Below are 15,749 nucleotides of genomic sequence, written 5' to 3' on the forward strand. Positions count from 1 at the left end.
TAAAAAATGCTTTTCATCAAAATTATGAACTATTAAAAAAATACAATTATTTCAAAAAAATAATGAGCTGTTGCCATCACAAAATTGACCTCTTTTATATTTTAAAGGCGATTTTAAAATCGCCTTTAAAATAATAGTACACTTACTTAAAGCTTTGGTGAATAAAAAAAGACAGTGTACTATAGCAACTAATTTTCATCTTTTTCATTTATATGATTATAGTTATGTGACTTTCCAAACAGTAATTGATCGGTTTTACCAAACTAAAATGCCTATTTTAAAACATTTTCATTTATAGTGCAGTATAAATAATGTGCATAAAAGACATACCTTGGGTATAGCTAGCCCCAGTAGGGCTTGACTTTGTATCACAATAAATAATATCTCCCACATTAAGCAACTTTACATAAGTTCCGGATATTATAAAAATATTTCCTTGTTGGGAAACACCGCCGAATGTCCATGCTTGGCTACCTGCATTAATATAAAGTCCATAATTTAAATCAGCAGCATTTTCCAATCGTACTCCTGCTACAATCTGATATATTCCTTTTTTGGCTACTGTATAGTAATTATTAGCAGCATTCCAGGTACCTGCCCCTGCAGTATTGATATTGACTGTCCCAAATACAACTCTGTTCGAAGCTCCACCTCCAGGTAGGGTGGTTGCAATACTGGTCGTCTGCTCAGCATTAAAAATATTATTTGGAGTTTTCAAAGTGTTAATAAAGTCATTACCGCTAATCTGCGAAACAACTCCAGAGCCATCAGAAAGCAACATATTTGAAGTCCCAAGTGTGGTTTGTGTAGGTAACAAACGAAATCTAGCACTACCATTTACATCCAATGTATTTGTTGGTGTAGTTGTAGCAATACCTACATTGCCACTTGCTGTCATTGTCACTCGTGAAGTGTTAGCACTTACTAAATTTAAATCATGCGATGTTGTTGTTCCCAGCCATGCAGCACCTGCTCCGAGGTAAGACTTAAGGCTAATCGTTCCATTTGTGTGATGGAAACCAAAATTATTATCTGCTGTATTGATAGTTAACTTAGTATCTGGTGCAGTTGTCCCGATTCCTACTCTATTATTGGAGGCATCTACTGAAAAAGTATTTCCAGCTACCGAAAAAGCATTGGACTGAGTTGCTGTAAATGCTAAGGTGTTAGCTCCCTGTGATACGACTCTGTTACTATTGAGTGCACCATTTGCTGTATAAATATTAACCGGAACTGCACCAACTGTTCCTCCATCAGTAGATATCCATCCTCCATTGCTATAAACAAATTCCAAAGCTTTTGCATTTGGGATTGTAACCCCATTCAGTGTTGCGCCAAAACCACCTGATGTATTGTTAAAAATAACAAGTCTTTGTCCCGCGTTAGGTGCGGCTGGCGCAGAAATTGAAACAGTTGCTGTAGCAGCTCCTGTAAGCCGTATCTGGCTTATGTTGGCTGGAACGGTAGCAGTATTGCTGACAACATTGACTGCTGTTTCACGGTTGGTAATGGCACCGTTAACATCAAGTGTGGTACCTGGTGTTGTCGTATTAATTCCTACATTGCCGGTTTGTGCAAATAAAGCTACACTTAGCAATGACAAACCAATTGAAAATAAATTTTTTGTGTTCATTTTGAATGTTTTTTGTGTTAAAAAGTAATTTAAATTCCTATCTATTTTAAGTTTTCTATGGTTACTAGATTAAAGTCCTTTTCATTTCGTTATTACTACTTATTTCAATACCATGTATATATCACGGCTTTCTAGCAACGTTGATATTATAGTGGTTTTTTAAACATCTGTATATTCATATTAGCCCTTCCCCAATTATAGTTCTCTCCTGTTGCACTATTCATATTAAATCTTATAATGCAAGGATTAGCAATAGTACCACTATCAAATTCTAAATATCCATTTAAAGAATAGGTCACCGTAAGATCTGTAAGTGTGTTATTTGTAATTTTCTCAGAATAGGAGCCCGAAATTGTAGATACTTTTGCTGACTGATCTGTTCTAAAAAAGGTAAACTTTCTAGAACCTTGGGGCATCTCAACCCCATCTTTCAAGAATCTTATTCCATAATACCACAAATAGTTTGCACAGGTGAAATTGCTTCCCATTCCCATAGGAACCGAATAGTTAACAATAACCAATGCATCTGTTTTTGCAGGAATAATTATAGATTGATTCATCTGGATATCGACATTATCAATCTTAAAGTTGCTAGAACTGTAGGTACCTGCAATATTCTTATCAACAGGAACAGTAGCTGTCACCGTATAAATGTCATCCAAAGCAAATTTTCCTGGAGGCTGCAAAGAACTCACTGTAACTTTTTTGGCTGTTCCATCTCCCTGTAACAGCAATACCCTGTCCGTATTGTCAAGAATAGCATTTTCAGGAACATTCCGAAAACGCACATTGCCATTCACGTCGAGTTCTTGTGTAGGCGAAGTTGTATTTATTCCAACTTGTGCTAAAGATAATCCATAAAAAAGAACTGTCAGAGGTAATAATTTTTTTTTCATTGCTTTTTATTTTTTTAATAGTTAGAAAACCATATTAAAAATTTGCAATAAAATTATAGGAATTATTTTCCACTACCCTTACTGCATTTATACTGCAAAATACAACTTGCTGATTTTCAAAATATTTTCACCCCGGTACACGAAATTGGTATATAATAATTAACATACTAAAACTTAGTTTCCCTAGGAATCTGTTAAGAAAATATCTGCTTTTTTATCTGTTTTTAACATTATATCACATGCTCTAGTGGAGAATCTACGGTATAAATGATTGACCTAAAACAGAATCTGATGGTTATTATTCTTTTTCTTTAATAATATAATGCAGCTATAATAGTTTCCAGAAGTGCTTTGTACATCCCCCCCCTTTAAGTGCTCAATATCACAATAGTGAAGTCCCTGTTAATACTGAATAGATTTTATACAAGTATATTAGATTCTAAAATTCCATAAAAAATACAAGTAATTTACTTCACAAAACATCGCTCTATCTGACCTGTTTCTGCAATTTAATTCTCTATTTTTTATCAAAATACAATCTTATTTATGGAGAAATCGATAGTATTCTTCAAAATAGAATAAGCTTGGATTTGGACACCACATTTAGTTAGTTTTAGGTATCTTTGATCAGCCAAAAACTGTTTAATTGAAAACAATAAAATTCCATAAAAGTGAATGTGGTGTTGATTTCCTTCTTAATATTCTAAGTGGTGAGGAGCATCTTCACGAATATTATAACGAAATTGATGAAGCATATAACACAGATTTCTTTGAGATACTTTTCTTTATAAAAGGCTCAGGAATATTGATGTTAAACCAACATACTATCGAAATAAAAAACAATACAGTAATTTTTATTTCCGCTTTTCAGAAAAGACAGTGGAAAATAGATCTTCAAAAATCTGAATTTATGACTCTCTTGTTTCAGGAAGATTTCCTTAATGACTTCTTTGCTGATAAATTTTTTATTACAGGACTATTGTACTTCTATCAATTAAGTACTCCTTTGACTCTTTCTCTAGCACAAGAGCAAATGAACCGATATACAATGATGCTTGATGAAATCAAGGAAGAACTGCAAACAACCAAACAGGATAGTGCACATATAATAAGATCTCTGATCTATTATATATTACAGACACTCAATAGAGAATACGCGAAAAAAAACCAGCTTTCATTAAAAAAACCAGATAATAACTACTCCTATCAGTTTAAGATTTTACTGGAAAAACACATCAAAGAAAAACAAAGAATTATAGATTATACTGATATGATGAATATCAGCAGAATTTCATTAAATAAATCTGTAAAAGATCAGTTTGGAATAACTGCGAATGATCTTATCAAACAGCGTCTTCTCTTTGAAATAAAAAATGAAATCGCATATTCAGGAAAGACGATTACTGAAATAGCTTTTGACCTCCATTTTTCAGCACCTGTACACCTCATGAGATTTTTCAAAAAAATGACAGGAATGACTACAACAGAATTTATCAATTCCTCTCACCAGCAAATGAAACTAAAAAACTCCTAAAATGGTTCTTTTTAGTTTCTATCCTAACAAATAACAGGGTAATCTTCCATACACTTTTTCTTATTGAAGTTCATTCAAATAGTAGCAACAATGGAAAAAATATTTCTGCTCCGTTTAAATACAGCTTATCAAATTGGTATAATAAATTACAGTTATGGTAGAATGTAAAATTTCAAATTCCACCAACTTTGTTTATATAATTTGATAAACAATTAAACAATAGAAAAATGACACAGACAACAAGTTTCCAATTAATCAGAAATGCTACAAATGTATTTAAATATGGGGGAAAGATATTTTTGATAGACCCGATGCTAGCAGAAAAAGAAGCATATCCCGGATTTGAGGGAACACCAAATGCTGAGCTCCGTATTCCTTTGGTTTCATTACCAGTTCCTGTTGAAACATTATTAGATCCAGATGTAATTATTCTCACGCACCTTCATCCGGATCATTGGGATCACGCTGCTATGAATCTACTTCCAAAGGATAAAACTATTTTTGTCCAGAATGCAGCAGATGCCAATACTGTAAGATCTGCAGGATTTACCAACGTATCGGTAATCGAAGAAAAAACGGCATTCGAAGGTGTTTTGATTCAGATGACAGACTGTCAACACGGCTCCAATGAAGCCTTTGCGGTTCCACAAGTAGCTGAAAGCTTAGGTGATGCATCAGGACTATATTTCAATCAATCTGACGAGAAATCAGTGTACTTTGTAGGTGATACAATATGGATCGATCAAGTGGAACAAAATCTTAAAACTCTTAAACCTGATGTTGTGATATTGAATGCTGGAGATGCACAACTCAATGGATTTGGTTCTATTATTATGGGAAAGGAAGATGTTCTTCGTGTACACAAAATTTTACCCAACGCAAAAATTATAGTAATGCATATGGAAGCTTTAAACCACTGTCTACTTAGTAGAAAAGAGCTTCGTCAATATACTATTGATAATAATATTGCCGACTTTGTATTGATACCAGAAGATGGTGAAACCATAGAGCTGTAGCCTATTTATATAGCTTTTGTACCATAAAATGTCCGTATTATACAATGTATAATACAGACATTTTTAGAGTATAATATGAATGATGCATAGGAGGAAGATATACATCTACTTTATCTAGGGTGTATTGAATTAGCAAAAATCACAAAAAATAGGGGTAACAGTTCCCATATCAGGAATCGTGAAATAGCCGTCAGCCGTAATTTCGTTGGCATAAAAAACATATACTTTTATCAATGAGGGTATATCAATTGTAATATAAGAATTATATAAGCTATTCCCGTTACTACGTATGCTGTTTTTTCGTTACAGTCAGAGAATAAATTATCAATCAAATTCAGGACTATAACACCTTTTGCCTTACCGAAACTAAAATCATAGAGCTCTTTTTGCTCCGGGTCTTGTCAAAGTCTTCTGATTCTGAAATTCTTAATCAGTTTTCCAAAAAACTTATAATAACATTTAGAGAACGGACAATTTCTCCAATGATCTCTTTTCCTGTAACTACATTTACATTCGGCTAAAATTAACTGAGTATTTTTCTAATGGCTCAGTTAAATTCACTTGTTGTATTTAAAGTGGCAGATACCATATATTTTCCATTATTTTGGTGATTTTTAATTTTCAAAAGGAATTTCAAGATATTTTAAATAAGAATCTAGCAAAGGCTTATTAAATTCAGGTTCTTTTATACCGGATCCTTTTAAGAATTCAATGACATTGGAACAGTCCCAAACATAGGTATTCTGATAAAGTTCTACAGTAGACAAACCTTCATGCATATTGTCTTTAAAAAGACTGGTCAATGGATACAACCTATTTCTACTGTCATTTTCCCACTGTTTCCTCCATTCTTTATACGAAAGAGGTTCAAGCTGATGAGAATAATATTTTTTAAGCAAGCCAAAGAAATCTTCTAATGTAAGATTAGTGTCAGGGCTTGCGATCAGGTTGAATTTCTTTCCGACAGCCTCTTTATTTTTCGTGATATGCGCCATAGATTTCGTCATATAATCAACTGTAATCAATCCTTCTCTTAATTCTGTAAGTGCAGGATAAGATTTAAATTCAATACAGTTTTTAACCAGACCAGACCACCATTGATAAGGTGCACTTGCACCGCTTTCACTGTGGCACATTGCATACCCAAGACGATAGGTAATTAAAGGTAAACCTTCTTTTGATGCAAGATCTGCTATCGCTTCCATTACATATTTACTTCTTACGTAACCAATATCTTTGCTTACTGACATTATATTTTGCTCAATATCATCAGATTCCAACATAGTCGTTTTGCCTGTAAATATATGCCCCCAACTGTATACAGAAATCGTAGATAACAAGGCGAGGCATTTGGTCTTTTCAGCTCCGGCAAGTCGGATGATTTCTCTTAGCCCTTCTACATTCGGAGCTTTCATATAAGAATAAGGCTCAATAAAATTAACAGAGCTGCCTGAATGGTAAATAAGATCAAGCGTTGTTGCCAGCTTAGTGAAAGATTCATCTGAAAGTCCTAGAGATGGTAATGTCAAATCACCTAATACTGGGATAATTCTTGATTTTTGTTGATTTTTCTGTACAATATGAAACTGTTTATAACAGCCCTCTATCTTTTCCATTGCCTGAAACTCATCCTGGGCTCTTATCAAGCAATAAATATTGGCGTGAGTGGTATCTAAAAGTTCTTGCAAAAGATGAATACCAACAAAGCCTGTAGCACCCGTTAAAAATATTGCAGAAGGGTTTTCTAATGTTTGAGGATCAAAATTTCCTACAAACACAGTCCCCGGATTTAAGTAAACATCTTGTTGTAATTCAATATAGGGCTCTACATCTTCGTCAGCAATTGCTTCTCTTTCCTCTTTAGCACGGGTAATCACCATCTCTGCCAAATTTTGCAATACAGGGTATTGATAGATATCCCGCAAATAGACTTTTACCCCTAACCTTTCTTGCAATGTAATTGCTACAATAGCGACAAGAAGAGAATTTCCTCCGATATCAAAAAAGTTGTCTGTAATATTGATCACCGGCCGTTCCAATACTTCAGACCAAATATCAACTATAATTTTTTCTGTTTCATTGGTTGGCGGCTCATTTGAAACAAGTTCTCTTGCATGTTTATCTGCTAGTTCCTTCAGTAGATCAGTATTTGTTTTACCGTTTGCAGTAAGCGGTATTCTGTCAATTGTAATAATTTGAGCAGGAATCATATAGCCCGGAAGCTCCTCTTTTAGCTGCTGCCTAATCACAGTAATATCTTTTTCTATTCCGTATTTTAATTTGATAAAGGCAACTAAGTATTTATTATTTCCTGCTGTATTTTTTGTAATGACAACTGCTTCCTGCACACTATCCAGCCGCATAATTGTACGTTCTACCTCCCCCAGCTCAACGCGAAATCCTCTAATTTTAACCTGATTATCAACCCTTCCCAAAAACTGTATATTTTCATCAGGTAACCACTTGGCAAGATCTCCTGTACGATAAAGCTTTTCTGTTTCCATAAAAGGGTTGGTAATGAATTTAGAGGCAGTAAGCTCTTCATTGTTTAGATAACCTTTCGCCAATAAAACACCACCAATATATAATTCTCCTGTAGCTCCAAAAGGTAATAATTCCATTTGGCTTCCTAAGATGTACGCCTGAGTATTTGCGATTGGTTTACCAATAGAAGAAATATATTCACCATTCACATCCCTAACCTTTTTAAAAGTAGCATATACTGTACATTCGGTAGGTCCATAATAATCAATCAGCTCATAGCTTAGCCCATCTGTTAAAACTGGTTTCAGTTTTTCTCCCGCTGTAAAAAGGTATTGTAAATCCATATCATTGTACTTTTTTGTCTGATTGATAACTTCAGGAACCAATACTGTAGGAGCAAAACCATGAGTAATATGATTTGTATGATAGTAATTTACTAAAGCAGAGGCATCTGTTCGTTCTTCATTCTCAGCTATAAACAACATTGCCCCTGCAGTGAGTGCTGACCAAGTTTCCCACACGGATATATCAAATGCTAATCCAGCAACCAGGCTTAATCTGGAAGTATGATTTACGTGGAAAAACTGATTATGCCAGGTTACCAAATGCTGTATACTGTGATGAGAAACGATGACTCCTTTAGGATTTCCCGTAGATCCTGAAGTATAGATCGTGTATGCCGAATTATCTTGATTTAATATGACCTCTGGATTTTGTATCGACAAGTTATTAAGCTCTTCTTTTTTATCAAAGTAAAAGATTTCAACATTTTTATTTTGAGGTAAAAGCAGCCCCAATGTTCGGTTCGTAATAATAATTTCCGAAGAAGTATCCGAAAGAATATATGCTACCCGCTTTACAGGATAGGTAGGATCTATAGGTACATAAGCAGCTCCGGTTTTTATAATACCCAGAATTGTAATTACCCATTCTAAAGAGCGGTCCAGCCAGACCGGAACAAATGCTCCTTCTTTTACGCCTTTTGCTATTAAAGCATTGGCAATTTGGTTACTTTTCTGATCAAGCTCGCGGTACGTCATTTGTTGGTCCTGATACACTACGGCTATATCTTCCTTATAAATATTTGCCTGCTTTTGAAATAGTGAACCTAAAGTTTCTTCTTTTTTGTACTCCCAGCTTGTTTCATTAAATTTATTCAATAGCTTATTTCTTTCTTCTGTAGCTAAAGGAATAGCTGTGGAATTTGCTGGTATTTCTGATGTTGATATTTTGTGTGGCATATTAGTATTTTGATTAAAAATGAATGTAATTTTTGTGTGGTTTGATTTTACATTTATAATAACGATACTCCATATTCAGGTTTAGAAAATTCACCAGGATTTTTGTATCTAGTAGAATTACCTTTGTGATACCATTCTCCCAATCCTGAAATCATTAGTGCCATATTATGCACAAACCTTCCCATATTCTTTTGGTGTGAACCAAAATCAGGAAGATTCTTCTCCAACTCCACAAATTCAACCACATATGAATCGTGTATATGCATTGCCTCAGCAATAGCTTCTTCCAGAGAAACTTTATACTGATTTTTTATCACTAATATAATATTGAAGACTTCCGTATCAATTACTGATTCTTTTTCTACCGAAGCAAAATCATTCTGAATGGCCATAATTCGGCACATCAACATCTTCAAACGTTTTATAATTGGATGCTCAGATATATGATCGGGAAGAATATAATTAATAGAGGGTTCCACAGGATCTCCATATGGATACATAAAAATTGAATATTCACGTATAAGTAAAAGATTACTAAGAGATGGAAATTCCCTCTTTAGCTTATAGGAGGCTTCTTCCATAATTCCATAGGTAGTATAATTATAAAAATTTTTTGCCCAGCGTTGGAACCATGTATCATTTACATAAGGTATAAATTCCTGTCTGGTTAAAGCCACCTGCCGTATTAATCCAATATCATTCGCTTTAGGACTCGCTCCCATCATAATATCGATGATATAATCTCGAATACCAACAAGCTTATGTGTCGGACAAACCTCATAATAATCATTATATAGTGTCAGCCAAACCATGAATCTTGCTATTGGCCTAATTTGCTCTTTGGTCATAGCTGCAGGAAACATATAGGATGCAGCTTCTACAAGACCATGTTTTTTATATTCATTTCTTGTACCTTCTGACATGAACTGATAATCAGTATCAATCCAATGATTTTGTTCTTCATAAAATAATTGAGAAAAAGGTCCAACTTCATAAGGCCACGGATATTGTAGAATAGGAATATCTTGTTGTTTCATTTTAATAATTATTTTCGTGTTATATTATATAATTTATTTGTGCACGAAACCATCAAGACATAACAACATTTCACAAAAAATCAAAAGGTTTTCATGCGTGTACAAATTCAGCTTCAAGAATACAACCAATCTCTTGTATATTATTCTCTAGCAAACTCTTTTTGTTTGAGTCGTTATAATTATATTACAATTGAATGTTTTAAGTAGACAATACCTATATTCTACGGATTGTATCTCTCAATTTCATCTATTTAAAGTTTCTTTATATTTCCAAAAATAATAAAGTCACTATTCAGCTAACCATTTTCATTTTTAGCGAGACAAAATAGTGACTTATTAGAGTTTGATTGGGATATTTAAAATTAATAGGGTTGTTATAATACCATTAAAATTATTCTTGACGAATGTATTTTATATCATAGTCTAAAGGCTTTTCACCTTGTACACCATATTTGGGGGTTGCAAAGCCTTCAGCTTCATAACGCTTTGTTCCTGATCGGTGATACCATTCATTCAGACAGGTAACCATCAGCTTTGTATGGTAAACATAATTCTCTGTTTCTTTTTGATATGATCCAAAGTCTGGAAGACATTGGGAAATTTCTTCCAGTTCAACTACAAAGTCATCATGGATGCCCATTGCCTTGACAAAAGCATCTTCAAGGGAAAGATGATGAGTATGATGGAGTAAAAGTATGATATTAAAGTTTTCATTTTCAGTTGCCATTTCCTTCCTTAGGGATAGGAAGTCATTTTGTATAGCTATAATAATTGATTGAAGGAATAATACCCTTTGAATTGATGGATGATTATAAATATGCTCCGGAAGTGCAGAGCCGACTGCAGGAGCAATTAGGTCAGAAAAAGCTATCTGCCCAATTGATCGGCTCCTGATTACTAAGTAACGGGCCAAAGTGGGATAGGTCTTAGTAAGCTTAAAATGGGTTTCTTCCATAATTCCATAAGTAACGAATTCCCAAAAGCTTTTTGCAATTCTTTCGATCCAAAATTGAGGCATACCGTTCGCTAACCACTCTTTTCTTGCTTGCTCCATTTGCCTGAACATTCCAATTTCATCGGGACGAGCATTATCTCCCGTCATTACCTCAAATGCACGATCCCTAAGTATTTTAACTTCCTCTAACGGCATGATTTCCACATAATCATCGAAGTAGGTTTCATATAGCAAAAATCGGCAATTAGGTATCAGCATGTTCGGATCCGTTGTTGTCGGGGACATGTAGGGTACAACTTTTATTATATTCTGATGGATGTACCTTCTCATGCTTTCTGCCCCCAGATAAGCATAATCTTCTTCTATCCATTTTTTTTCTATCTCATCAAAAGCAAACATTAAAGTGCTTTCAACATATTTCCAGGGATATTTAGGAATCGGGATGTGAAGTTCTTGTTTCATAGATTTGAATTTTATTGGTAAATGAAAATTAGTTTACAAATATTATAACTGATTGAGTTTTTCTTTCAACTCTGCTGCATTTGGAAACTCCATAGCATTGTACCGAGCCAATTTTGTGGATATATTTTTCCAGCCACTAAGCACCATACTCATGTAATGCACCCAGTTAACTACTGCCTCCTGCCAGATTCCGAAATCAGGTAATGAAGCCTGCAGGGCTACAAATTCCTTCAGGTCCTCATTATGAAGCCGAAGGTCTTCCAGGCAGGCTTCTTCCAGAGATAATTGACGTTCATTCTGAATGACTTTCACAATATTATAATAAATACTTCCTGTTGCTTCATCTTTCATCACTGATTGTACTTCATTAAAAAAAGTCACCAAATGACATGCAAGTGCCTGCAAACGTTGTATAACAGGATGTTCATGTATTTCAAGCGGTAGAACAACACCTGTTTCTACTTCTGTGAGTTGAAGGAAAGGATAAAGGCAGATGGAGTCCTCCCTTAAGGCAATACATTCCGTTATACTTGGGAAGGTTTTATTTTTCTTATATTCCAGTTCCGTTTCCAACCCAATGAAATACCTGTTGATCATTTTACTAAAGCGATGAATAGATTCCTCTGGAATGAATTCAAGCAATTCCTGTCTTAATGAGTTCAACATAGCGGCCAATGGAATTGTTGCCTCCTTGGCATTTAATTCTCCATTCAATATTGCAATAGACTGGTCTCGGACTAACTTGATTTCCTGAGGTTCACTTTCCTCATAGAGATCATCATTATACAAAGTCCATAGCATAAGCCTGCAAATGGGTTTAAAACGTTCAACAGTAGCTGTAGGAAACCATTGAGCTGCTATATGAGCTGTTTTGGTCTTTTTGTACTTTTTACGGATTTGAGGATTGTTCTCGTAGAGGGAAAAATACTCACCATCAATCCATTGATTTTCAGTAATCTCCTGCAAAAGATCTGCATGTGGATTCTTAAGAGTTGGAAACGGATACCTGAACTTGCTTTGTAGAAGCTCAAGTGGATTAAAATTCTCATTACTCATGATTTCTGTTTTTAGATTTATATTTTTAATTATATATCATTATCCTAAAAAACATATAAAGCCGCGTATAGTGAGCTATTCTAAATTAGTCTATAGCACTATATACCCAATAAATACAATCATGAAATAATACTTTAAAGATAGAAAATAATTTTCATATCATTCTAAAAATCAGTAATTTATTATTATTTCATTCCGAAAATATTTATTAAATAGAGCTATAAACATCCTACAGAAAAAGTACCACATCATAAGTTCTTAATCAGCTGACTCACATTTTCCATAGTTCATATTCAAAACAGTATACCGAACTTCTTGTATATAGTTAAACAAATTAATCATTGACCAATTATAAAAATTTAAGGTAATATCTTTTGTAATTTTAAAATTTAAAGCTATAGGCTTTTTAATGACCAAGCAATAATATTTGCCATCAAAATTCCTACACCAGAATCATTTCCGTTTGTAGAAATGGCATCACATTTAATAGGTTTCCTTCCTCTTACACCTCCAATAGAAGGAGTCATACACGCGGGTCCAACATTACTGAACCCTCCATAAAATGGAGCCCCATCAGCAATTACAAAAACATTCTTATTTTTAACCTTAAATACTCCCACCTTTGATGTTGGCTGAGGTACACCTCCTACTAATCCGTCTGCCGCAATAATCTGTACATTAGAACTAGTGCTCAGTTTGGCATAAGAAAATGAATTTGATGAAGATGCATGATCAACAAATCTATGCACACCTGCCTGTAATTGTCCAAAAGGACCATTAACAAATGGGCTATTAAGCGCCTCTCCGGTTATATAGTAACATGGCCCCAAAGGATTAGTATCTCCATTAGATCCTATAGTTCCAACAACATCACTGCTTGTCAGTGTAATATCTCCTATAAGCTGACTTAACAGGGACAATTTTCCAGCCTGTGTATAGCCCTCAGTAAAGAAATAAAGATGCTTGTTCGGATTATTGGCAAAAGTTATGAGTGCTGTAATTTCAGCTGGAGTTAAATCAACACCAGGACGATAGGAAACTCCAATAATATCATAGTCCTGAAAATTAATTGAAGAGAAATTCGTATACAATATTTTTTCGGGAACTAGAGAAGATCCATCTGTTTGGATTGTCGATGCAGGAAATGGACCAAAATTATCATATGAATTGAAAAAATCTGTAAATACAGGTGTTGCAAATGTAAATGTAGCATCCTGTTCGTAAGACAATAATTTCACACCTGAAAGAGGGGGGATTTCTGTCGTATTTCCACAAAGAGAAATCCATTTTGTACGGTTCCAAAATTCATAGCATTTAATATCTGTATTATAAATCCAAAGCCCATCAACCGAAGCATCAGATGTTCCGGGATTAATGGCATCTCTCTGAACCGTTGTCAATCTTGGAAATAATACTCCAGTATTGTTACTTTTAGATATGATATCTAAGGTAGATTTAATATTAGGGTTAGTGGTATTAATTCCCACTTGAGCAAATACAGTACAATACGAAAAGATTGTTGTTGCAAATAGTAATTGTTTTCTCATAATTAATGTAATTTTTAATAAGACAGAGCAAAATGAAAGTATATCTATAAAACTTTAAATGTTGCATCTTGACACTACAAAAATACCTGGTAAAAGCAATCAAAAGTTCCAAGTATAAACAAAATTTCACATTTCATTGAAATACAATAAAAAACTACAAATCAATAAATTACAATAGTCACATTTATAAAATGATATAATAGCTGTCAAAATATTATATAAAGGAATTTCAAAGTGTATAAAAAAAGAAAATTTATAGCACAATATGTATGGTTAAAAAATGGGCAAGAAGTTAACCTACATTTTTCAATTTAGAGAATACACAATAAAGAAAGGTATATAACAGAGTTCTATTTAACAGAAAAAAATATTGCCCGTTGGCAGGAAAATTTTAAATTAAATGGTCTATTAGATTTCAATATTGAGTCTCAGGTTCTTATTTTCGTTGAAACCAATAGAATATATATCTGAAAATGCGATTTTAGAATAGTAAAAGGTAAAGAGCCTTAAAAATAATTCCAGAGTTTTTTTTCTTAATGACACAAAAAATCATTTTTATTTGCTCGGAAAACACCGATAGTGTACGAAAACTTAAGTTTTTGATATAGTTTTTGAAAATAACAACTCTATTTCTTTTCTATAAATTTAACTCAAATCTGATCAACATCTTTTTTTAGACTAGAGATGTATTCTGTCGGTGTTATCCCTTCAATTTGTTTAAAAACCCTATTGAAAGTTGACTGGCTTTTAAATCCTGATGCTGTAAAAATATACATAAGAGTAACCTTACCAAGATCATTCTCATCGATTAATTTCTTGACATGTTGTATTCTACAAAAATTAATATAAAAGCTAAAACTTGAATATCCATTAAATTTGATTGCCTTACCAATATACAAATTATTAATTTTCAACAGGTGAGATAATTCTGAAATTGTAAAATCAGCATTCTTAAAAGAAAGCTGATTTTCAACTATATTTTGTATACTTTGAAAAATTTGATCATACTTAACCGTCACACTTTCAGAATCAGCTAGATCATCTTTTTCAACTATACATGTATCATCTCTCTTATATGACTCTTTTTCTAAATCATTAAAATTTGCAGCTTTTATTGTCTGTTCAAAATCTGCTGTAATCTTCGTCGACTTGATTTTGTCACTATAATATAGTAGTACTACGACAATTATTATGTTAGCCACCCCCACTAATACATCCGAAAAATCAGCATTCTTAATACTGTGATATTTTAAAGGAGTACTAAATGCAAATAGTTTACTTATGGTGGCAATAAAAACTATAATTAATAGAGCGTATGATGAATATATATAGACATATTTTCTTTCAAGAAACACATACGCACCAATAGGAATAGGTAATATCCATAATCCTGTTCCAACTGAATATTTCCAAAAGTAAAGCATTATAAAAGCAGCAAACAAAGGGTCAAAAACCAAATACCCATGAACTAACACTCTGATATTATATGTTTTACCTATAAGAATATATGTATATAACAATACCAAGAAATAAATAAAAGTACTTAATGCAAGCCATTTGTCTTTTACTATAAAATAAATTATGATTGAATATAGGAAAAGAGCTGCACAAAGTACATATACAATTAAAGATATACATCGTCTTTTTAAAACGTCTATAGTATTTACAGTTATATTATCAATCTCTGAATACATATAAAAAATCAATTGTATTATCTACTTTAAAATCAACGTATTACAATATTTAAACCGAATTAGAAAAATGACTTATACTTACAAATTATGATTACTATCAACAACTATCTTTGCAAGTAAAGATACACAATTAAACAATATCTATAATTAACAATATAAAAATTATATATATCTACCAATAAAAATAATTTACT

At 33.3% G+C, this 15,749-nt stretch carries 10 protein-coding genes; 2 read left to right on the forward strand and 8 right to left on the reverse strand.

Going from position 1 to position 15,749, the window contains the following annotated elements; genetic code table 11:
* Positions 1–292: 292 nt before the first annotated feature.
* Both SFA27_RS13655 and SFA27_RS13660 read right to left on the reverse strand, forming a co-directional pair.
* Positions 293–1,603 carry a hypothetical protein gene (locus SFA27_RS13655; RefSeq protein ID WP_407292737.1) on the reverse strand — a complete coding sequence of 437 codons (1,311 nt, stop codon included), beginning with the start codon at positions 1,601–1,603 and terminating at the stop codon, positions 293–295.
* Between the two features lie 176 nt (positions 1,604–1,779).
* Positions 1,780–2,529, reverse strand: coding sequence for a hypothetical protein (locus tag SFA27_RS13660; RefSeq protein WP_407292739.1), 750 nt, complete (start codon positions 2,527–2,529; stop codon positions 1,780–1,782).
* A gap of 646 nt (positions 2,530–3,175) precedes the next feature.
* On the opposite strand from SFA27_RS13660, the gene SFA27_RS13665 reads away from it, so the two are divergent.
* Together SFA27_RS13665 and SFA27_RS13670 are read left to right on the forward strand one after the other, a co-directional pair.
* Positions 3,176–4,063, forward strand: a complete 888-nt coding sequence (locus tag SFA27_RS13665; protein WP_407292741.1) for a helix-turn-helix domain-containing protein — start codon at positions 3,176–3,178, stop codon at positions 4,061–4,063.
* 227 nt (positions 4,064–4,290) lie between these two features.
* A complete protein-coding gene (locus SFA27_RS13670) occupies positions 4,291–5,079 on the forward strand; it encodes an MBL fold metallo-hydrolase (RefSeq protein WP_407292743.1) in 789 nt (262 codons plus the stop codon).
* Between the two features lie 614 nt (positions 5,080–5,693).
* Here the strand turns inward: SFA27_RS13670 and SFA27_RS13675 are convergent.
* The 6 genes from SFA27_RS13675 to SFA27_RS13700 form a co-directional block, all read right to left on the reverse strand.
* Complete coding sequence (locus SFA27_RS13675) at positions 5,694–8,804, reverse strand: amino acid adenylation domain-containing protein (protein WP_407292745.1); 3,111 nt, start codon at positions 8,802–8,804, stop codon at positions 5,694–5,696.
* A gap of 53 nt (positions 8,805–8,857) precedes the next feature.
* The gene (locus SFA27_RS13680) at positions 8,858–9,841 is read right to left on the reverse strand and encodes a terpene synthase family protein (RefSeq protein ID WP_407292747.1); all 984 of its coding nucleotides are present in this window, start codon (positions 9,839–9,841) and stop codon (positions 8,858–8,860) included.
* A 391-nt stretch (positions 9,842–10,232) separates the two neighbouring features.
* Positions 10,233–11,258 (reverse strand): terpene synthase family protein, encoded by a 1,026-nt coding sequence (locus SFA27_RS13685; protein WP_407292749.1) that lies wholly within the window; start codon positions 11,256–11,258, stop codon positions 10,233–10,235.
* Positions 11,259–11,300: 42 nt separating this feature from the next.
* Positions 11,301–12,314, reverse strand: a complete 1,014-nt coding sequence (locus tag SFA27_RS13690; protein ID WP_407292751.1) for a terpene synthase family protein — start codon at positions 12,312–12,314, stop codon at positions 11,301–11,303.
* A 395-nt stretch (positions 12,315–12,709) separates the two neighbouring features.
* Positions 12,710–13,861 carry a hypothetical protein gene (locus SFA27_RS13695; RefSeq protein WP_407292753.1) on the reverse strand — a complete coding sequence of 384 codons (1,152 nt, stop codon included), beginning with the start codon at positions 13,859–13,861 and terminating at the stop codon, positions 12,710–12,712.
* Positions 13,862–14,511: 650 nt separating this feature from the next.
* Positions 14,512–15,555, reverse strand: a complete 1,044-nt coding sequence (locus tag SFA27_RS13700; protein ID WP_407292755.1) for a helix-turn-helix domain-containing protein — start codon at positions 15,553–15,555, stop codon at positions 14,512–14,514.
* Between the last annotated feature and the right edge of the window lie 194 nt (positions 15,556–15,749).

This window comes from Chryseobacterium sp. HR92 (assembly GCF_045689405.1).
GTDB lineage: Bacteria > Bacteroidota > Bacteroidia > Flavobacteriales > Weeksellaceae > Chryseobacterium > Chryseobacterium viscerum_A.

What these genes read in the sequence shown, in the direction of transcription:
- SFA27_RS13700 (WP_407292755.1), bottom strand. Translation starts at nt 15,555, where the DNA reads ATGTATTCAGAGATTGATAATATAACTGTAAATACTATAGACGTTTTA.
- SFA27_RS13675 (WP_407292745.1), bottom strand. Translation starts at nt 8,804, where the DNA reads ATGCCACACAAAATATCAACATCAGAAATACCAGCAAATTCCACAGCT.
- SFA27_RS13660 (WP_407292739.1), bottom strand. Translation starts at nt 2,529, where the DNA reads ATGAAAAAAAAATTATTACCTCTGACAGTTCTTTTTTATGGATTATCT.
- SFA27_RS13685 (WP_407292749.1), bottom strand. Translation starts at nt 11,258, where the DNA reads ATGAAACAAGAACTTCACATCCCGATTCCTAAATATCCCTGGAAATAT.
- SFA27_RS13690 (WP_407292751.1), bottom strand. Translation starts at nt 12,314, where the DNA reads ATGAGTAATGAGAATTTTAATCCACTTGAGCTTCTACAAAGCAAGTTC.
- SFA27_RS13695 (WP_407292753.1), bottom strand. Translation starts at nt 13,861, where the DNA reads ATGAGAAAACAATTACTATTTGCAACAACAATCTTTTCGTATTGTACT.
- SFA27_RS13670 (WP_407292743.1), top strand. Translation starts at nt 4,291, where the DNA reads ATGACACAGACAACAAGTTTCCAATTAATCAGAAATGCTACAAATGTA.
- SFA27_RS13680 (WP_407292747.1), bottom strand. Translation starts at nt 9,841, where the DNA reads ATGAAACAACAAGATATTCCTATTCTACAATATCCGTGGCCTTATGAA.